The sequence below is a fragment of the Bacillus sp. LQ16 genome (assembly GCF_057784645.1).
The window spans coordinates 155,001-173,892 of sequence record NZ_CM173491.1; the positions used below are offsets into that span (position 1 = coordinate 155,001).

Annotated in this window: 14 protein-coding genes, 9 tRNA genes, 2 rRNA genes and 1 pseudogene (1 of these 26 running past the window's edge); 21 read left to right on the top strand and 5 right to left on the bottom strand. The window is 37.2% G+C overall.

Annotation, left to right across the window (positions count from 1 at the left end; genetic code table 11):
- From AC3EMB_RS00885 to AC3EMB_RS00980, 20 genes and pseudogenes are all read left to right on the top strand, one after another.
- Positions 1-541: ribosomal RNA gene (locus AC3EMB_RS00885) — 23S ribosomal RNA — on the top strand; it begins 2,381 nt to the left of the window's first position.
- Between the two features lie 90 nt (positions 542-631).
- Positions 632-747 (top strand): 5S ribosomal RNA (rrf, locus tag AC3EMB_RS00890).
- Between the two features lie 9 nt (positions 748-756).
- A tRNA-Asn gene (locus tag AC3EMB_RS00895) sits at positions 757-831 on the top strand.
- A 4-nt stretch (positions 832-835) separates the two neighbouring features.
- Positions 836-908: transfer RNA gene (locus AC3EMB_RS00900), tRNA-Thr, on the top strand.
- Positions 909-929: 21 nt separating this feature from the next.
- Positions 930-1,004: transfer RNA gene (locus AC3EMB_RS00905), tRNA-Glu, on the top strand.
- 5 nt (positions 1,005-1,009) lie between these two features.
- Positions 1,010-1,085: transfer RNA gene (locus tag AC3EMB_RS00910), tRNA-Val, on the top strand.
- Between the two features lie 16 nt (positions 1,086-1,101).
- A tRNA-Tyr gene (locus tag AC3EMB_RS00915) sits at positions 1,102-1,185 on the top strand.
- Positions 1,186-1,250: 65 nt separating this feature from the next.
- Positions 1,251-1,325, top strand: a tRNA-Gln gene (locus AC3EMB_RS00920).
- Positions 1,326-1,330: 5 nt separating this feature from the next.
- Positions 1,331-1,406 (top strand) — tRNA-Lys (locus tag AC3EMB_RS00925).
- Between the two features lie 5 nt (positions 1,407-1,411).
- Positions 1,412-1,483 (top strand) — tRNA-Gly (locus AC3EMB_RS00930).
- 10 nt (positions 1,484-1,493) lie between these two features.
- Positions 1,494-1,566: transfer RNA gene (locus AC3EMB_RS00935), tRNA-Ala, on the top strand.
- A gap of 116 nt (positions 1,567-1,682) precedes the next feature.
- Positions 1,683-2,828, top strand: a complete 1,146-nt coding sequence (locus AC3EMB_RS00940) for a glycerate kinase (protein WP_086422769.1) — start codon at positions 1,683-1,685, stop codon at positions 2,826-2,828.
- Positions 2,829-3,038: 210 nt separating this feature from the next.
- Positions 3,039-3,932, top strand: coding sequence for an arginase (gene rocF / locus AC3EMB_RS00945; RefSeq protein ID WP_000711574.1), 894 nt, complete (start codon positions 3,039-3,041; stop codon positions 3,930-3,932).
- Positions 3,933-4,180: 248 nt separating this feature from the next.
- Positions 4,181-5,002 carry a diadenylate cyclase CdaA gene (gene cdaA / locus AC3EMB_RS00950; RefSeq protein ID WP_053565445.1) on the top strand — a complete coding sequence of 274 codons (822 nt, stop codon included), beginning with the start codon at positions 4,181-4,183 and terminating at the stop codon, positions 5,000-5,002.
- A complete protein-coding gene (locus AC3EMB_RS00955) occupies positions 4,995-6,470 on the top strand; it encodes a CdaR family protein (RefSeq protein ID WP_064531579.1) in 1,476 nt (491 codons plus the stop codon). Before cdaA ends, AC3EMB_RS00955 begins: the two co-directional genes overlap by 8 nt.
- Positions 6,463-7,809 carry a phosphoglucosamine mutase gene (glmM, locus tag AC3EMB_RS00960; RefSeq protein ID WP_000521476.1) on the top strand — a complete coding sequence of 449 codons (1,347 nt, stop codon included), beginning with the start codon at positions 6,463-6,465 and terminating at the stop codon, positions 7,807-7,809. The genes AC3EMB_RS00955 and glmM overlap by 8 nt, the downstream gene beginning before the upstream one ends.
- Positions 7,810-8,097: 288 nt before the next feature.
- Positions 8,098-8,284, top strand: a pseudogene (locus AC3EMB_RS00965) (hypothetical protein).
- Between the two features lie 12 nt (positions 8,285-8,296).
- Complete coding sequence (glmS, locus tag AC3EMB_RS00970) at positions 8,297-10,099, top strand: glutamine--fructose-6-phosphate transaminase (isomerizing) (protein ID WP_000334155.1); 1,803 nt, start codon at positions 8,297-8,299, stop codon at positions 10,097-10,099.
- A 274-nt stretch (positions 10,100-10,373) separates the two neighbouring features.
- A complete protein-coding gene (locus AC3EMB_RS00975; RefSeq protein WP_454501109.1) occupies positions 10,374-12,338 on the top strand; it encodes a S9 family peptidase in 1,965 nt (654 codons plus the stop codon).
- 107 nt (positions 12,339-12,445) lie between these two features.
- A complete protein-coding gene (locus AC3EMB_RS00980; protein WP_000147403.1) occupies positions 12,446-13,012 on the top strand; it encodes a DUF4256 domain-containing protein in 567 nt (188 codons plus the stop codon).
- 72 nt (positions 13,013-13,084) lie between these two features.
- On the opposite strand, the gene AC3EMB_RS00985 is transcribed toward AC3EMB_RS00980, so the two are convergent.
- Positions 13,085-13,591, bottom strand: a complete 507-nt coding sequence (locus AC3EMB_RS00985) for a DoxX family membrane protein (RefSeq protein WP_488517400.1) — start codon at positions 13,589-13,591, stop codon at positions 13,085-13,087.
- Between the two features lie 157 nt (positions 13,592-13,748).
- Complete coding sequence (locus AC3EMB_RS00990) at positions 13,749-15,050, bottom strand: DUF5068 domain-containing protein (RefSeq protein WP_071731284.1); 1,302 nt, start codon at positions 15,048-15,050, stop codon at positions 13,749-13,751.
- A 434-nt stretch (positions 15,051-15,484) separates the two neighbouring features.
- On the opposite strand from AC3EMB_RS00990, the gene AC3EMB_RS00995 reads away from it, so the two are divergent.
- Positions 15,485-16,261, top strand: a complete 777-nt coding sequence (locus tag AC3EMB_RS00995) for an SDR family oxidoreductase (protein WP_002094237.1) — start codon at positions 15,485-15,487, stop codon at positions 16,259-16,261.
- Positions 16,262-16,298: 37 nt separating this feature from the next.
- Here the strand turns inward: AC3EMB_RS00995 and AC3EMB_RS01000 are convergent, their stop codons facing one another.
- From AC3EMB_RS01000 to AC3EMB_RS01010, 3 genes are read right to left on the bottom strand one after another with little or no spacing between them, the layout of a single operon-like run.
- Positions 16,299-16,967, bottom strand: coding sequence for a methionine ABC transporter permease (locus tag AC3EMB_RS01000; RefSeq protein WP_488517401.1), 669 nt, complete (start codon positions 16,965-16,967; stop codon positions 16,299-16,301).
- Positions 16,942-17,982 (bottom strand): methionine ABC transporter ATP-binding protein, encoded by a 1,041-nt coding sequence (locus AC3EMB_RS01005; RefSeq protein ID WP_016084002.1) that lies wholly within the window; start codon positions 17,980-17,982, stop codon positions 16,942-16,944. The genes AC3EMB_RS01000 and AC3EMB_RS01005 overlap by 26 nt, the downstream gene beginning before the upstream one ends.
- A gap of 12 nt (positions 17,983-17,994) precedes the next feature.
- Positions 17,995-18,807: a MetQ/NlpA family ABC transporter substrate-binding protein gene (locus tag AC3EMB_RS01010; protein WP_088022858.1), complete on the bottom strand. Its 813-nt coding sequence runs from the start codon at positions 18,805-18,807 to the stop codon at positions 17,995-17,997.
- Between the last annotated feature and the right edge of the window lie 85 nt (positions 18,808-18,892).

Genomic DNA, 18,892 nt, shown 5'->3' on the forward strand with positions numbered 1-18,892 from the left:
CAAGTCGAGCAGGGACGAAAGTCGGGCTTAGTGATCCGGTGGTTCCGCATGGAAGGGCCATCGCTCAACGGATAAAAGCTACCCCGGGGATAACAGGCTTATCTCCCCCAAGAGTCCACATCGACGGGGAGGTTTGGCACCTCGATGTCGGCTCATCGCATCCTGGGGCTGTAGTCGGTCCCAAGGGTTGGGCTGTTCGCCCATTAAAGCGGTACGCGAGCTGGGTTCAGAACGTCGTGAGACAGTTCGGTCCCTATCCGTCGTGGGCGTAGGAAATTTGAGAGGAGCTGTCCTTAGTACGAGAGGACCGGGATGGACGCACCGCTGGTGTACCAGTTGTTCTGCCAAGGGCATAGCTGGGTAGCTATGTGCGGAAGGGATAAGTGCTGAAAGCATCTAAGCATGAAGCCCCCCTCAAGATGAGATTTCCCATAGCGTAAGCTAGTAAGATCCCTGAAAGATGATCAGGTTGATAGGTTCGAGGTGGAAGCATGGTGACATGTGGAGCTGACGAATACTAATAGATCGAGGACTTAACCATATAATATGTAGCAATGTTATCTAGTTTTGAAGGAATATATATTTAAAATTCCTTTTGACATTCTGAAAAGAATGTGTATAATGATAAAAGTCTGGTAATGATGGCAGAGAGGTCACACCCGTTCCCATACCGAACACGGAAGTTAAGCTCTCTAGCGCCGATGGTAGTTGGGACCTTGTCCCTGTGAGAGTAGGACGTTGCCAGGCTTGTATTATTCCGCAGTAGCTCAGCGGTAGAGCTATCGGCTGTTAACCGATCGGTCGTAGGTTCGATTCCTACCTGCGGAGCCATTATGCTTCCATAGCTCAGCTGGTAGAGTACTTCCATGGTAAGGAAGAGGTCACCGGTTCAAGCCCGGTTGGAAGCTTGGAAAAGTTTTTAAATTTTTGGCCCGTTGGTCAAGTGGTTAAGACACCGCCCTTTCACGGCGGTAACACGGGTTCGAATCCCGTACGGGTCACCACTTTTGGAGGATTAGCTCAGCTGGGAGAGCACCTGCCTTACAAGCAGGGGGTCGGCGGTTCGATCCCGTCATCCTCCACCATATATGTTTAAATGTCGGAGGGGTAGCGAAGTGGCTAAACGCGGCGGACTGTAAATCCGCTCCTTCGGGTTCGGCAGTTCGAATCTGCCCCCCTCCACCATTTTCTTAAAAATAACCTGAAAGGGTTTATTTTTTTGAGAAGATAACCATACTAGTAAATATTAATGGGCTATAGCCAAGCGGTAAGGCAACGGACTTTGACTCCGTCATGCGCTGGTTCGAATCCAGCTAGCCCAGCCATTTACGAGCCATTAGCTCAGTTGGTAGAGCATCTGACTTTTAATCAGAGGGTCGAAGGTTCGAATCCTTCATGGCTCACCATTTTCGCGGAAGTAGTTCAGTGGTAGAATACAACCTTGCCAAGGTTGGGGTCGCGGGTTCGAATCCCGTCTTCCGCTTTATTACTAAGGGGCCTTAGCTCAGCTGGGAGAGCGCCTGCCTTGCACGCAGGAGGTCAGCGGTTCGATCCCGCTAGGCTCCATCTAAATAGAAAAAGCTTACATCATATGATGTAAGCTTTTTTGTGTTTAAAAAGACAACTTTTATATTTATCGTTTAAAATGAAGAAAACGTAAAAATAAGGGATGGGGGATAATTGTGAAAGTTGTTATTGCATCTGATTCATATAAAGAAAGCCTAAAAGCTATAGAAGTATGTGAAGCTATTGAAAGAGGTTTTAGAGCAATTTTTCCTAATGCAAAGTATGTGAAAATACCAATTGGAGATGGAGGAGAAGGGACGGTTGAATCGCTTGTTGATGCTACAGGGGGGAGAATTATATCAATTAGTGTGACAGGACCGCTTAGAGAAAGTGTGCAAGCTTTTTATGGCGTGTCTAAAGATAAAAAGACAGCGTTTATTGAAATGGCAGCAGCATCAGGATTACAGCACGTTCCAGTTGAAAAGCGAAACCCACTTATTACAACGACAAAAGGAACAGGAGAACTTATATTACATGCGCTAAATCAAGGGGCGGAGTACATAATTTTAGGACTTGGAGGAAGTGCTACAAATGATGGTGGGGCAGGCATGTTAGCAGCTTTAGGAGTAAGATTTATAAATGATAAGGGTGAAGTAATAGATCCATCTGGAGGTACGTTACATTCGATTGTTGCTATTGATTTTTCACAAATGGACCCACGCTTAAAGGGGGTAAAGATAGAAGCGGCATGTGATGTGGATAATCCATTAGTCGGAATGCAGGGAGCATCTTTCGTATTTGGGAGACAAAAGGGTGCGAATATAGAGATGATGAAAGAGCTAGATGAGAATTTAAAACATTATGCGAATATCCTTAAAAGATATGTATCTTCTGATGTATCTGAAATACCTGGTGCAGGGGCAGCAGGAGGAATGGGGGCGGCTGTTATTTCAGTGCTAAAGGGAGACTTGCGAAGGGGCATTGAAATTGTATTGGATTATACAAATTTCGATAAACATATAGAAGATGCAGATCTCATTATAACTGGTGAAGGTAGAATAGATGAACAAACTGCATATGGGAAGGCTCCTGTTGGTGTTGCGGGGCGTGCGAAACGTTTTTCTGTGCCTGTAATTGCCATTGGAGGGTCTGTATCATCTGATTATTCAGCCGTGTACGAGAAAGGAATAGATGCGGTATTTAGTATTACAACGAGACCGATGACACTAGAAGAAGCATATAGAGTAGCAGAAGAAAATATTGAAATGACAACGAAGAATATTGCAACAGTATGGAAAATAGCGTCAGAAAAACACTTCTAAATGTAGGGGTGTTTTTTTATTATTATTTAATAATAGTGATTGTGATTGTTTCATTAAGTTAACTTTATACATAGAATAGTCTTGAAATTTGATTTTGAACGTGAATATAAGTGAATAATTTGTATATCCATACAGAAAAATGTCGAGTTGAGTCAGACTATATAAAAGATTTAAAATATTTAGTGAAGGCACAGAAGGGGGATACTATCTATGAAAAAAGAAATCTCAGTTATTGGAGTTCCAATGGATTTAGGGCAGATGCGTCGTGGCGTTGATATGGGACCGAGCGCAATCCGTTATGCAGGGGTAATTGAAAGAATTGAAGAAATTGGATATGACGTTAAAGATATGGGAGATATACGTATAGAGAGAGAAAAAGAGATAGATGAAAATACAAAATTAAGAAACCTTACACAAGTTGCAACTGTATGTAATGAATTAGCAAGTAAGGTGGATCATATTATAGAAGAAGGTCGTTTTCCACTTGTATTAGGTGGTGACCATAGTATTGCTATCGGTACATTAGCTGGTGTAGCAAAACATTATAAAAACTTAGGTGTTATTTGGTATGATGCACACGGTGATTTAAATACAGAGGAAACTTCACCATCTGGAAATATTCACGGTATGTCACTTGCAGCAAGTTTAGGTTATGGACATTCTTCACTTGTAGATTTATATGGAGCATATCCAAAGGTGAAAAAAGAGAATGTCGTAATTATCGGTGCGCGTGCATTGGATGAAGGAGAAAAAGATTTCATTCGCAATGAAGGTATTAAAGTGTTCTCAATGCATGAAATTGATCGTATGGGGATGACGGCTGTTATGGAAGAAACAATCGCATATTTATCTCATACTGATGGTGTACACTTATCATTAGATTTAGATGGTCTTGATCCTCATGATGCACCAGGTGTTGGGACGCCTGTAATTGGTGGTCTATCTTATCGTGAAAGTCACTTGGCGATGGAAATGTTAGCAGAAGCGGATATTATCACATCTGCTGAATTTGTTGAGGTAAATACGATTTTAGATGAGAGAAATAGAACGGCAACAACAGCAGTTGCTTTAATGGGTTCTTTATTCGGTGAAAAACTAAAATAAATGTAAGAAAAGCAACTGAGAAGTTGCTTTTTTTATTTGAAAATAGGCGTATAATAATGATTTATATTATACTGTAAGATAAAAATGTTTGACATCTTACCAATTTGAGCTAAAGGGGGTTGTTTGTAATTGTCGTTTGTTTCATGTATGGTATAATTAACTAGTTGTTGGAAATACATACAGATAGAGCATAAAACAATATTTCAATATATGGATAGAATTGCTCGTAAGTAGGAGGAAGGGATAGCATGCCTTTTGAAGATACGACCATTTTGAAATATCTTAGTACGGCATTAGATATTGCCATTGTATGGTTTATTATATATAAGCTGATTCTCATAATCCGAGGGACGAAAGCTGTTCAACTTTTAAAAGGGATTACAGTTATTATCGTCGTTAAGATGATCAGTATTTTCCTTGAATTGCGTACGCTATCTTGGCTAACTGAACAAGTATTAACGTGGGGATTTTTAGCCGTTATTATTATCTTTCAGCCAGAATTGCGAAGAGCACTTGAGCAGCTAGGGCGCGGGAGTTTATTTTCGCGTGTTGGACCGCATGAGGATGATGAACCTGAAATGGTTGCAACAGCGATAGCAAAAGCAACCGAATATATGGGGAAACGTAGAATAGGTGCATTAATTACTTTGTCAAAAGAGACCGGTATGGGTGATTATGTGGAAACGGGTATTCCGCTGAATGCAAACGTATCATCGGAATTACTTATTAATATTTTTATTCCAAATACACCTCTTCATGACGGAGCGGTAATTATGCAAGGAAGTACAATTAAAGCAGCAGCATGCTATCTTCCATTATCAGAAAGTCCGTTTATTTCTAAAGAATTAGGAACTAGACATCGTGCTGCAATGGGAGTTAGTGAAGTTACTGATAGTATTACAGTAGTTGTGTCTGAAGAAACTGGTCAAATTTCTTTAACGAAAAATGGTAAGTTGCATCGTGATTTGAAGACAGAACAGCTGAAGGATATGTTATTAGCTGAATTTAGTGGGAACGAAAAAACGACTTCTTCGTCTTTATGGAATTGGAGGAGAAAGCGTCATGGATAAGTTAATGGAGAATCATTGGTTTTTAAAAGGGATCTCATTACTATTGGCGTGTATGCTTTTTATGTCAGCGACGTTAACTGAGAAAAATACGACATCAGGTATATTACCTTTTGCAAATGATACGAAAGAAACATTAACTAATTATGAGATTAATCTTAAGTATGATGAGGAGAAATATATTGTAAGTGGTATTCCAGCAGAGGGCGTTAAGGTGAAGTTAGAAGGCCCAAAAGCATCAGTTGCTACAGCAAAAGCAAAAAAACAATTTGACATACCAATTGATTTGCGAGATAGTCCAAAAGGAACTTATGAGATTTCTTTAAAAACGAACGGGCTTCCAGACGATGTGAAAGGAACAGTTCAGCCATCAACAATTAAAGTTACTCTTCATGAAAAGGCGAGAAAATATGTTCATGTAGATTTGAAATTATCAAATGAGGATCAAATGCCAGCGGGGGCTACTCTCGAAAAATCAAGCATTAAACCGGATACTGTTGAGGTAGTTGGGACGAAAGAAGAAATTGAAAGCATTTCATCTGCCAAAGCGTATGTTGATTTAAAAGGTGTTAATAAAACTGTTACAAAAACGCCCGAAGTTACATTATACAATAAAGAAGGAAAACGTTTAAATGTAAGAACAAGTCCATCTAAAATTAGTGTAACGTTGAATGTGGCAACGCAAACTACAGCCAATAATACTGAAAAAACTGTTCCTGTAACGTATACGAAGAAGGGGAGTTTAGCAGAAGGATTGGCAGTTACAAATATCAGTGTCGAGCCGAGAGAGGTAACGATAGCTGGTCCAAAAGATATTTTGGATAATATACAATCGCTAGAGGGGGTCGAAGTAGATCTTAGTCAATTGACAGAGTCTACAACATTCGATGCCTCTGTTTTATTACCCAAGGGTGTAACCAGTGCAAAACCGAATCAAGTGAAGGTTTCAGTGGGAGTGCAAAAAACAAAACAAACGAAAACAAAAACGATTGATGGCATCCCAATCCAAAAAAATGGACTTTCTAAAGATGTTACGGCTCAGCTAATTTCGCCGCAAGACGGAAAGATAAGTGTTGATATTTCAGGAGAAGCAAGTATAGTAGATAAAATAACAGCTGCCCAAATAACAGCGGTAATTAATTTGCAAAATGTATCTTCAGGGACGAAAGATATTTCTATTCAAGTGAGTGGTCCTGGTAATATTTCAATAGAGCCAAAACAAAAAAGTGCTAAAGTTACTATTGTAAAGAAAGAAAAACCAGATAAAGAAGTACAGGGTAACGGTCAACAACCGGATTCAAACACCAATCAAGAAAATCAAAATGAGAAGCCAAAAAATCCTGAATCCAATCAAGAAAAAGAAACGGAACAGGAAAGTAATCAAAATAAAGATAAAGAAAATAGTCAAGAACCAACGGTAGATAACCATAATCAAAAAGAGCAAGAAAAAGGAGCGAATCATAATGGGTAAATATTTTGGTACAGATGGAGTACGTGGAGTTGCAAATAAGGAGTTAACACCTGAATTAGCTTTCAAAATTGGGCGTTTTGGTGGTTATGTATTAACAAAAGATACAGATCGTCCAAAAGTAATTATCGGTCGTGATACACGTGTATCTGGTCATATGTTAGAAGGAGCTTTAGTAGCAGGTCTATTATCAACTGGAGCAGAAGTAATGCGCCTTGGCGTTATTTCTACACCGGGCGTTGCTTATTTAACAAAAGCACTAGATGCACAAGCAGGTGTTATGATTTCTGCATCTCATAATCCAGTACAAGATAACGGTATTAAATTCTTTGGTTCAGACGGCTTTAAATTAACAGATGAGCAAGAAGCTGAGATTGAAGCTTTATTAGACAAAGAAGTTGATGAACTACCACGTCCGACAGGTACTAATCTTGGACAAGTGAGTGATTACTTTGAAGGTGGACAAAAATATTTACAGTACATTAAACAAACTGTTGAAGAAGATTTCTCTGGCCTACATATCGCTTTAGATTGTGCACATGGTGCAACTTCGTCTCTAGCTCCATACTTATTTGCAGACCTAGAAGCTGATATTTCAACAATGGGAACTTCTCCAAACGGTATGAATATTAACGAGGGTGTAGGATCTACACATCCAGAAGGCTTAGCTGAATTGGTAAAAGAAAAAGGTGCGGATATCGGACTTGCTTTTGATGGCGATGGCGACCGTTTAATTGCTGTAGACGAAAAAGGAAACATCGTTGACGGTGATCAAATTATGTTTATTTGTGCGAAGTACATGAAAGAAACTGGTCAATTAAAACATAATACAGTTGTTTCAACTGTTATGAGTAACTTAGGTTTCTACAAAGCACTTGAAGCAAACAATATTACAAGTGATAAAACAGCAGTTGGTGACCGCTATGTAATGGAAGAGATGAAACGCGGTGGTTACAACTTAGGTGGAGAACAATCAGGCCATATTATCTTACTTGATTACATTACAACTGGTGACGGAATGTTAAGTGCACTTCAACTTGTAAACATCATGAAAATGACGAAAAAACCATTATCTGAGCTTGCAGGAGAAATGACGAAATTCCCACAATTGCTAGTAAACGTTCGTGTAACAGATAAAAAATTAGCATTAGAAAATGAAAAAATTAAAGAAATTATTCGTGTTGTAGAGGAAGAAATGAACGGTGATGGCCGTATTCTTGTTCGTCCATCTGGAACAGAGCCACTTATTCGTGTAATGGCAGAAGCACCAACACAAGAAGTTTGTGATGCATATGTACATCGCATTGTAGAAGTTGTGAAAGCCGAAGTTGGCGCTGAGTAATTAGCTGAATTTATATGAAAAAGGAGCACAAAAAGTGCTCCTTTTTCATATGTTTTATAGACGATGAAAAAAATTTCATTGACGGTTTATCCATGTTTGTTATAAGATGGTCTTGTTCTTTTTCTCAAAGGAAATATTGTAAATTATAAAAGCGCCAGAACTACAAATAGTGTAGTTGACGAGGTGGGGTTTATCGAGATTTCGGCGGATGACTCCCGGTTGTTCATCACAACCGCAAACTTTTACTTAAATCATTAAGGTGACTTAGTGGACAAAGGTGAAAGTGTGATGAGAGAAGAGGAACGGATGAAAACTAGCTGTATAAGTATATACGGACTTAAACCCAATCGAGAGGAAGGTGAAAGCCGTTACAAGCTTACAGGGCTAGCAATATGTAATCCGTTTTTTTAGTATAAATAAAAATGGTATCGGACTATGTCGTTACATGTTCGCAGAGCAGTGTAAGCATTTGTAACGGCGACTAAACATGTGTGGAATCGTAGGATTTATTGGAGAGCAAGATGCAAAGGAAATTTTATTAAAAGGTTTAGAAAAGCTAGAATATCGTGGATATGATTCAGCAGGTATTGCAGTACAAGCAGAGAACGGTGTTGTTGTATACAAAGAAAAAGGCCGTATCGCAAAACTTCGTGAAATCGTAGATGAGAACGTAGCAGCAAGCGTAGGTATCGGACACACACGCTGGGCTACACACGGTGTTCCAAGTAAAGTAAACGCGCATCCGCATCAAAGTACATCAAAACGCTTTACACTAGTTCATAACGGTGTAATTGAAAACTATGAATTAGTGAAAAAGGAATATTTACAAGATGTAACGTTCGTAAGTGAAACAGATACAGAGATTATCGTACAGCTTATGGAACAACAAGTGAGCACAGGATTAAGTGTAGAAGAAGCGTTCCGTAATACGCTATCTCTTTTACATGGCTCTTATGCAATCGGATTACTTGATGCTGAAAATCCAAACATGATTTATGTTGCTAAAAACAAAAGCCCGCTATTAGTAGGTGTTGGTGACAACTTTAATGTTGTGGCAAGCGACGCTATGGCGATGTTACAAGTTACAGATCAATTTATTGAGTTAATGGATAAAGAAATCGTAATCGTAACGAAAGAAAGTATTACAATTAAAAACTTACAAGGTGAAACGATTGAACGTGCACCGTTTACAGCGGAATTAGACGCAAGTGATATTGAAAAGGGAACATATCCTCACTTCATGCTTAAAGAAATCGATGAGCAACCACTTGTAATCCGTAATATAATTCAAAAGTATCAAGATGAAAATGGCGAAATTGAATTAAATCAAGACATCCGCAATGCGATTTTAGATAGCGATCGTATTTACATCATTGCATGTGGAACGAGTTATCATGCAGGTCTTGTTGGAAAACAATTTATCGAGAAGTTTGCAAAAATGCCAGTTGAAGTGCATGTAGCAAGTGAATTCTCTTACAACATGCCATTATTAACAGAAAGACCATTCTTCATTTACATTTCACAAAGTGGTGAAACAGCTGATAGCCGTGCAGTACTTGTACAAACAAATGAAATGGGTCATAAAGCATTAACAATTACAAACGTGCCTGGTTCTACTCTTTCTCGTGAAGCTGATTATACACTTCCGTTATACGCTGGACCAGAAATTGCAGTTGCATCAACGAAAGCTTACACAGCACAGCTTGCAGTACTTTCAATTTTAGCAGCTGATATTGCTAAAGCAAAAGGTGAAGTTCTTGATTTCGATTTAACACACGAACTAGGACTTGTAGCAAATGCAATGATAGAACTTTGTGATCAAAAAGAAGAAATGGACGCATTAGCAAAACAATTTTTAGCGACAACGCGTAACTGTTTCTTCATCGGACGTAGCGTAGACTTCTACGTAGGATTAGAAGGTGCGTTAAAACTAAAAGAAATCTCTTACATCCAAGCAGAAGGATTCGCTGGAGGAGAGTTAAAACACGGTACAATCGCTTTAATCGAAAATGGTACACCAGTTATCGCACTTGCTACACAAGAGCACGTAAACCTTGGAATTCGCGGCAACGTGAAAGAGGTAGTAGCACGCGGAGCTAACCCATGTATCATCTCAATGAAAGGCTTAGAAATGGAAGGAGACAGCTTCGTATTACCAGCTGTACACGAAGCACTAGCACCGCTAGTAGCAGTTATTCCATTACAACTTATTTCATACTACGCAGCACTTCACCGCGAGTGTGACGTTGATAAGCCACGTAACTTAGCTAAGTCTGTTACTGTTGAGTAGGAGATTGGTAGGTTAATAAATATAGTTGTAGCTTTAAAATAAATTTACAAATTTGTACCCCTTTAGATATTTTATCTAAAGGGGTGTTTTTGTGTCGAAAAATAACATCTAGAATTGGTAAGTGGATAGAACCCTATAGATTAAAGTTTTACTTTATCGAATTCACTTTTATTTATCTGAATTTTCCATTATTATTTTAAGTATTCATGAATAATTTCTTTGATTACGACAAAAAGAGACGAGAGATTTATGGACATTTCAGGGGGGGATATTGATGAAAACGATTAAAAAAACATATCTAAGTATAGAAGAGATTATTTCATTACCAACCTTATCAAGTACAAACATAAGTGATGATGGTAAAAACGTAGCATTTGTAAAGAAGACGGCTGATTGGAAAGACAATACATATAGGAATCATGTATGGATATATGAAAAAGATAAGAAGCAGAGTTACCCATTATCAAATGGGGATATAGATAGTACACACCCATTATGGTCTCCAGATGCTAAGTGTATCGCATATCTTAGTCCAGTTGGTGATGGGAAAAATCAGATATTTGTTAAGTCGCTAGATGGTTATAGCGAGGTTCAAATTACTGATGAGAAGGAAGGAATTAGTACATTCAAATGGGATCCTGCTGGCAAAGGTTTTTATTATGTTGCACAGTCAAAAGAATGTGAGGAAATAAAGAAACGTAAGGAATTATATGGAGATTTCCATCATGTAAGTAAGGAACACCAGAATAATTGTTTATATTACATTGAAATAGAAAAGGTGATACAAAGTGATACAGATGAACATGAGAACAGAGTTGTTTATCGATTAACTGATGGTAAGGATTTTCATATCCATGAATTTGATATTTCAAATGATGCTAAAAAGGTTGTATTTATGGCGACACCAAGCTCAAATATGGCAGATTATATAAATGGAGATCTATACATACTCCATATTAAAGCTGGAGAGCTACAAAAGCTGAATGTGGATAAATTGTTGGGAGGGAGTGTTTGCTTTTCTCCAGAGGGCAGCAAAATTTGTTACTCAGCAAGCATAAGAGAGAGGGATTACTATAGAAACTATATACAAGATAGTACGTTAGAGATATATGATATTCATAATGGAGAGCTAATTCAACCTTTAACAGATTTTGATAGTACGGTTATGCCATTACAGTGGACAGCTAAAGGGATTTTAATTAGATGGCAGAATAAAACGAATTATCTTATTGGGTTGCTAGCTGAAGATGGAACTGTGGAAATATTAGGCGAAAAAGTAGATGGCTTTATAATGGATGCTTCTATAACAAAGGATGGAAAACATATATCCTATAATAAGGCTAGAACAAATGAAACCTTTGAAATCTATTTAGACGATAAAAAAATAACGGATGAAAATAGCTTTTTCAAAGGGAAACTTAAAAGTAACAGAGAAATCATCTCATGGAAAAGTAGCGATGGTCTTGAAATAGAAGGTGTTTTATCAACGCCAGTAGAGTTTGATACTAATAAAAAATATCCTTTATTAGTAGTAATTCACGGCGGTCCGGCTTGGGCGTCTTTTTCGATATTTTCAGACTGCTTCAATGAGAAATATCCGATTGAACAGTTTATTGAAAAAGGCTTTATCGTTTTAGAACCAAATTACAGAGGAAGTTCAGGTTATGGTAATGAATTTTTAAAAGCTAACTATAGAAAACAGGGGATTGCTGACTACGATGATGTTATATCTGGAGTGGATGAACTAGTAGAAAAAAGGATGGTAGACAAGGATAGAGTAGGAGTTATGGGATGGAGCAACGGTGGATATGTATCAGCTTTCTGTTCTACATTTAGTAGTCGATTTAAAGCTATTTCAGTTGGCGGTGGAATCACTAACTGGAGTACCCATTATGTAAATACAGATATACCTTACTTTATTAGAATGTATTTAGGAAATACTCCATGGAATGATCCAGAGATATATACGAAGACATCACCTATGACGTATATTAAATCAGCTTGTACGCCTACCTTAATTCAGCATGGAGAAAAGGATGCAAGAATTCCAATTACAAATGCATATGATCTATATCAAGGATTAATGGATATGGAAGTGGATACAGAATTAATTATATTTAAAGGAATGGCATATAGTCCTAATCAGCCGGGAATGAATGTAGCTATTATGAAGCAGAATTTGATGTGGTTTTCACACTATATTCTTGGAGAAAGTATGGAGGGTTTTAGAACTTTATAATGGATGTTTGTACAAGACATAAGGTTGAAACGGTCTTCATCTTGAGATGATTTATTATAAAATATATACTTAAACTAATATCTGTACACACATCAGGGAGGACTAATATGACAGGAAATAAAAATGACTTACTAGTAGAAAAACGTCAAGAGTTATTGAAAGTATTGCAAGCTCGTTTTGAGAAAAATATGAACCGCCATGAAGGTCTTGAATGGGCTAAGGTTGAAGCTAAGATAGAAGCTAATGCTGAAAAATTATGGTCACTTAACGAAATGGAAGTAACTGGCGGTGAGCCGGATGTTGTCGGTTATGATGAAGAAAAGGACGAATATACTTTCTATGATTGTTCAAAGGAGAGTCCTAAAGGCCGCAGAAGTCTTTGTTATGATCTTGAAGCGTTAGAATCAAGAAAAAAACATAAACCAGAAAATAATGTTATTGATGTTGCAAATGCTATGGGCATTGAACTATTAACGGAAGAACAATATCGGGAATTGCAACAACTTGGGGATTTTGACATGAAATCATCAAGTTGGGTACAAACACCTTCAGATATTCGAGAACTCGGTGGTGCTCTATTTTGTGATTATCGCTTCGGACATGTTTTCGTGTACCACAATGGAGCAGACTCTTACTATGCTGCCAGAGGTTTTCGTGGCTCGTTAAAAGTTTAAATTAGGATAAATAAGAAAAAGATCCTATACTCAGGCTCTTTTTCTTATTTATATTTTAAAAGTAAACTGTTACTACGCAGTTTTACTTAATTTATATGTTCCGTGGTTATTTTTACGGAAAAGTTTAGGGAAAACATAGCCATCTAATCCAATACGTCCAGCGTTTTGCCCTGCAACTAAAATGAACATAGTTAAAATAAGCAGATTTGGGTTTACACTAACAGTTCCGCTTAATAAAAATGAAAGATTCATTATGATTCCGAAAAATGCAGCTGTTTTTGTTAATCCGCCTAAAATTAAACCTAGACCTACTAAAATTTCTCCCCATTGAACTAAAAAGCTAAATAGGTCTGCGTTTGGAAGAACAAAATGTTGAAGAAAATCTGCCCACCAACTTTGTACTGCAGGATGGTCACCTGATGCTTGAGCGATAGCGCCCTTTAGAAAACCACTTGCATCAAAAGATTGTCCGAAAACTTTACCTATCCCAGCAGCGAGCCATGTATACCCTATGTAAAGCCGTAAAAGTAATAATATGAAAGCAGCACGTTTATCAGTTCTTAAAAAATTGATAATCATTGAAATCCCTCCAATATTGTATTTACAAGTTTATTATATATCCATTGTGAAAAGATTCACAATGGATAAAGTGTGAACAAAAATGGTGTTTTTATAAAATGAAAAAGGCATATAACAATCATATGTTATATGCCTTTTCTAATATATACTTAGTAACTTATTTAGGTAATGTAAATTTAGCTTTTTTACCTTGTGAAATATCTTTAGCTTCTTTATTTCTCATAGGTCCTAACTCAATCTCAAAGCTTTTGTCTTTCCAAATCTTTTCATACTGCTCTTGATCTAAAATATATACTTGTAGTAACTCTCCAGATGTTCCAGTTTTAACTGCAGCATTATAGTCATAATTTAATAGCATACCTTCATTAATCGTATATTGTGTACCATCATTCACTCTTAATGTAGAGCTTATAGGAGATAGTGAAACGTCTTGAACATCTTTGTTATCAAGCTTGAATTTTACTGTTAACAGAACAAGACCGTTTTTAAAATTTGCAAAGCGTGGAGCTTCGACGGAATTTGGTGTGAATTGAGTGAATTGGTATCCGTCTAATGTAACATTAACAGCGCCTAATTCTTGGTTGTTATTAATACTTGATTTCTCTTTTAACATTTTTTTATCGCCCATGTTATTAGCTGTAGCTTTATCTTGGTAGAAAGTATTATCTGTTGCAACTTTTTCAGCACCCTGTTTGTTTAAACTTAATGAAAAGCTTCCAGGATTTCCGATTGGAGCATCAAATTTTCCTTTATTAGCTTGTGCAGTTGGGACTGTGACTGAGACTGTTGAGAGACTTGAAATTTTCGCTAGATCATCTTTTCCGAATGGATAAGCGATATAACCAGAAATAGTTTCTCCTGCTTTTACTAAGTAATCATTCGTTGGAGCAAGTTTAGTTGGGAGCTGATCTTCTTTTGGAATTAAATCTTTATAGTTACTATATGCTTTCTGCGCGCCAGTAAATGACATGTCCAATGCTGGCATATAATAAATATCTTTAGCTGAACTATTTTTTACGCTGTAGTTCACAAGAATAACTCCGCCTTCTGTTTGACGATTAAACGGAATATCGAAGTTTGTATGGAATCCATTTAATTCAACTAATGTGTAACTATTCATTGATACTGAAACATCTTCAGCTTTATAGACTTGTGGTTCTTTATTTTCAAAAAGAACTTTTGTTTTACCACCTGTTTCTTTTTCCATATAGGAAATCAGCTTAGAGTAGTCGCTTGATCCAGTAGCTGTATTTTCAGGCTTTTTATCTTCAGTTTTTTTATCTTCGGATTTTTTTTCAGTAGGTTTACTTTCTTTCGTTGTATCTGTTTTTTCCGTTTTGCTTTCTTTTGTTGCATTCTCTTTTTGTTCTTTATTTGTCGTATCGCTTTGACCACAGCCGGTTATTACAAAAGCTGCTACGATTACTGCAGAAAATAAAGAAAGTAATTTTTTTGACATATTTCTTCCCCCTATTTGTTTAAAACTAAATTCTCACATTAGCCCCACGTTTTATTATAAGAAGGTTAGTCAATATTTACCAGTATTTTTCTGATTATTTCCATTATTTATTATAATATAATAAATTCGATAGAAGTTTGGAATGGAATATTGGTTTTTATTTTTTTATCATTTGAAATAGTACATCATATTGGTATGATAGAAACAGAGATATATGGAAAGGAGACAAGGACTCGATATGTGGATGAACTTGTAATGATTAGAAATTGGATAGATGAATTTTTCTCTCATAAGTGAGGGTTTATTTAGCTATTTGTAAATCATGCAAGGACTGCATAGTTGGCTTGTACATCCCTTTTGTAAGGACAGAGGTCTAGGTGGGGAAATTTATATCTCTTATATAAAATATGCGTCCTTTAAACTTGGAGGAGTATATGATGAACCAATTAAAAAATAAAGTAGCAGTTGTTACAGGCGTAAGTCGTCTAGACGGTATAGGAGCAGCGATTTGTAAAGAATTAGCTGAGGCAGGATACGATATATTTTTTACGTATTGGACGGATTATGATAAAGAGATGCCTTGGGGCGTTGATAAAAATGAACAAATACAATTAAAAGAAGAGCTATTACAAAAAGGTGTTAGAGTATTGAGCATGGAGTTAGATTTAACTCGGAATGATGCACCGAAAGAGCTTTTAAATAAAGTTACTGAACAATTAGGGTACCCTCATATATTAATTAATAATGCAGCATATTCTACGAATAATGATTTCTCTACGTTGACTGCTGAAGAATTAGATAAGCATTATATGGTTAATATTCGTGCGACTACATTGCTCAGTAGTCAATTTGCCCGAGGATTTGATAAGAAATCTGGTGGTAGAATTGTTAATATGACTTCGGGGCAATTTCAAGGTCCTATGGCAGGAGAACTAGCTTATGCGACAACGAAGGGAGCTATTGATGCTCTTACTAGTACGTTGTCAGCAGAAGTAGCTCAATTAGGAATAACAGTGAATGCAATTAATCCAGGACCAACCGATACAGGATGGATGACTGAAGAGATAAAACAAGGGTTAAAGCCAATGTTTCCTTTTGGCAGAATTGGTGAGCCAAAGGATGCAGCTAGACTCATTAAATTTTTAGTAAGTGAAGAAGCTGAGTGGATTACGGGGCAAGTTATTCATTCAGAAGGCGGATTTAAAAGATAAAAAGAAGGTATCTCACCCTGGTGAGATACCTTCTTTTTTAATCTTTCTTCAGTCTTCGTGCAACCCCATTACCTAAAGACTGTAATCCTTGAACGAGGATAATTAGAATAAAGACGGTTGCATACATTACTTCAGGTTCATAGCGTAAATGTCCGAAGCGATATGCTAAGTCCCCTAGCCCGCCAGCACCTACAAGACCAGCCATTGCTGTTGCGCCGATTAAGCCAATCGTTGCAATTGTTAATCCAAGTACAAGGGAGGGACGAGCTTCTTTAACCATGACGTGCCAAATGATTTTTATAGTAGAGACTCCCATCGCTTGATAGGCCTCAATAACCCCTCGATCTACTTCTAGTAAGGCTGTCTCCATTAAACGTGCGATATAGGGAGCTGTGAAGACGACAAGTGGTACGATAACACCTTGCACGCCAATGGATGTTCCCATTAGAAACTTTGTAAAAGGTAAGATGAAGAATAATAGAATGATAAATGGAAGAGAGCGAATGATATTAATAACTGTATTAAGAATAGGATAGATGATTTTATTTTCACGCTGCCCACCAGGTTTCGTTAAAACAAGTGTGACGCCAAGTGGCAGTGCAATAAGGATTGAGATGAGTAATGAAATAGATGTCATTTGAAAGGTTTGAATTGTGGCTTCCCATATGACTTTACCCCATTCATCCAAAAAGGACTTGTTTCCCATAATCTGTTCTACCTCCTTCTACGATGATTCCTTGTTCTTGTAAAAATGATAAAGCACGGTGGATTTCATTTTGTTCTCCTTGCATATGAACGACTAGTTTCCCATATGCTTCATGTTTTAACTGCGTAATATTACCGGATAAAATATTCGGATACACTTGGAAACGTTTTGTGGCAACAGCTAAGGCAGGTTCACCTGAAGTAGTGCCAATAAATGAAAGTGTTACAATTTCTCCAGTATTCTGTAGTTCTTTCTGTACCTCTTCTGGAATTTTAGCTGCAAAGGCGCTATTTACAAATTTCTTCGTTGTTACATGTTGTGGGTTTGTGAAAATATCTTTCACAGTCCCGCTTTCGACTACAGATCCATGTTCCATAACGGCAACGCGGTCGCATATACGTTGGATAACGTTCATTTCGTGTGTAATGAGTAAAATCGTAATTCCAATTTCTTCGTTAATCTTTAATAACAAATCAAGAATAGAATCAGTTGTTTCTGGATCTAAAGCGCTCGTTGCTTCATCACTTAATAACACTTCAGGCTCATGTGATAGTGCACGTGCAATTGCAACGCGCTGTTTTTGACCGCCAGAAAGTTCACTTGGATAAGCATCTTTTCGATTGAAAAGATCGACAATGCGTAAATATTTTTCTACCCTTTTTTTAATTTCCGCTTTTGGAATGCCAGCAAGGCGTAAAGGTAATGCAATGTTTTCATAGATGGTAACAGTTTTAAGTAAATTGAATCCTTGAAAGATCATTCCGATTTTTTGTCTCGCTTTTGCTAGTTCTTTTGTCGATAACGTTGTTAAGTCTTGTTCGTTTACAATGATATTTCCTGTCGTTGGTTTTTCTAATAAATTTACACATCGAATCAATGTGCTTTTACCAGCGCCGCTATACCCAATGATTCCAAATACCTCGCCTTTTTCTACTTTAAGGGAAGTAGACTTAAGAGCCTCAACAGTCCCTTTTTTTGTTGAAAATACTTTGGATATGTTTTTTAATTCAATCATTATCGTCAGCTCCTACCAAGATGGTAAAACTGAACCATCAAATTTTTTCTCGATAAACTCTTTTACTTCTTTAGATTGATAAGCTTTCTTTAATTTATTTACAACGGCATCATCTTTATTTTCAGTACGAACAACGACCCAGTTCACATATGGTGAATCTTTTCCTTCGCGGAAAATAGAATCTTTCGCCGGACTTAATTTTGCACCTAATGCAAAGTTTGTGTTAATTGCAGCTGCGTTCACTTCACTTAGTTGCGTTGGTAATTGAGATGCCTCTAATTCGACAATCTTTAATTTTTTTGGATTTTCAATTACATCTTTTGCAGTCGCTTTTTCTGTAGCCTTTGGATCAACTTTTAAAACCCCTGCTTTTTCAAATAATTTTAAAGCTCGCAGTTCATTCGTTGGGTCATTTGGTACAGCAATTGCATCGCCCTCTTTTAAGTCTTTTACATCTTTTATATCTTTAGAATATACACCCATAGGGAATGTTACTGTTGAAAATACTTCAGCTAATTTCATATTGCGTTCAGCTTTAAATACATCTAAATACGATTTTGTTTGGTAGCTATTTACATCAAGGCTTTTTTCATCTAAAGATACGTTTGGCGCTACATAATCATTAAATACTTTTATGTCAATTTCCAGACCATCTTTTGCTGCAACTTCTTTTACCTTTTCAAAAATTTGTTCATGCGGCCCACCTGTTACACCGACAGTAATCTTTTTCTCGTCTAATGCTTTTACCTCTTTATCTGAACTCGCGCTACATGCGCCTAATAATAATACTGCTCCGCTTACAATGCTTAATAATACCTTTTTCATCTATAAATCCCCCTTCATATACGTTCCAAAATAAAAAGCACCTCCCAAAAATAAGAGAGGTGCCGAATAGACGAAATAGATTCCT

Coding starts and splice junctions, on each gene's coding strand:
- AC3EMB_RS00975 (WP_454501109.1), top strand. CDS start 10,374: ATGAAAACGATTAAAAAAACATATCTAAGTATAGAAGAGATTATTTCA.
- glmS (WP_000334155.1), top strand. CDS start 8,297: ATGTGTGGAATCGTAGGATTTATTGGAGAGCAAGATGCAAAGGAAATT.
- glmM (WP_000521476.1), top strand. CDS start 6,463: ATGGGTAAATATTTTGGTACAGATGGAGTACGTGGAGTTGCAAATAAG.
- cdaA (WP_053565445.1), top strand. CDS start 4,181: ATGCCTTTTGAAGATACGACCATTTTGAAATATCTTAGTACGGCATTA.
- AC3EMB_RS00955 (WP_064531579.1), top strand. CDS start 4,995: ATGGATAAGTTAATGGAGAATCATTGGTTTTTAAAAGGGATCTCATTA.
- AC3EMB_RS01010 (WP_088022858.1), bottom strand. CDS start 18,807: ATGAAAAAGGTATTATTAAGCATTGTAAGCGGAGCAGTATTATTATTA.
- AC3EMB_RS01000 (WP_488517401.1), bottom strand. CDS start 16,967: ATGGGAAACAAGTCCTTTTTGGATGAATGGGGTAAAGTCATATGGGAA.
- AC3EMB_RS00985 (WP_488517400.1), bottom strand. CDS start 13,591: ATGATTATCAATTTTTTAAGAACTGATAAACGTGCTGCTTTCATATTA.
- AC3EMB_RS00980 (WP_000147403.1), top strand. CDS start 12,446: ATGACAGGAAATAAAAATGACTTACTAGTAGAAAAACGTCAAGAGTTA.
- AC3EMB_RS00990 (WP_071731284.1), bottom strand. CDS start 15,050: ATGTCAAAAAAATTACTTTCTTTATTTTCTGCAGTAATCGTAGCAGCT.
- AC3EMB_RS00995 (WP_002094237.1), top strand. CDS start 15,485: ATGATGAACCAATTAAAAAATAAAGTAGCAGTTGTTACAGGCGTAAGT.
- AC3EMB_RS01005 (WP_016084002.1), bottom strand. CDS start 17,982: ATGATTGAATTAAAAAACATATCCAAAGTATTTTCAACAAAAAAAGGG.
- rocF (WP_000711574.1), top strand. CDS start 3,039: ATGAAAAAAGAAATCTCAGTTATTGGAGTTCCAATGGATTTAGGGCAG.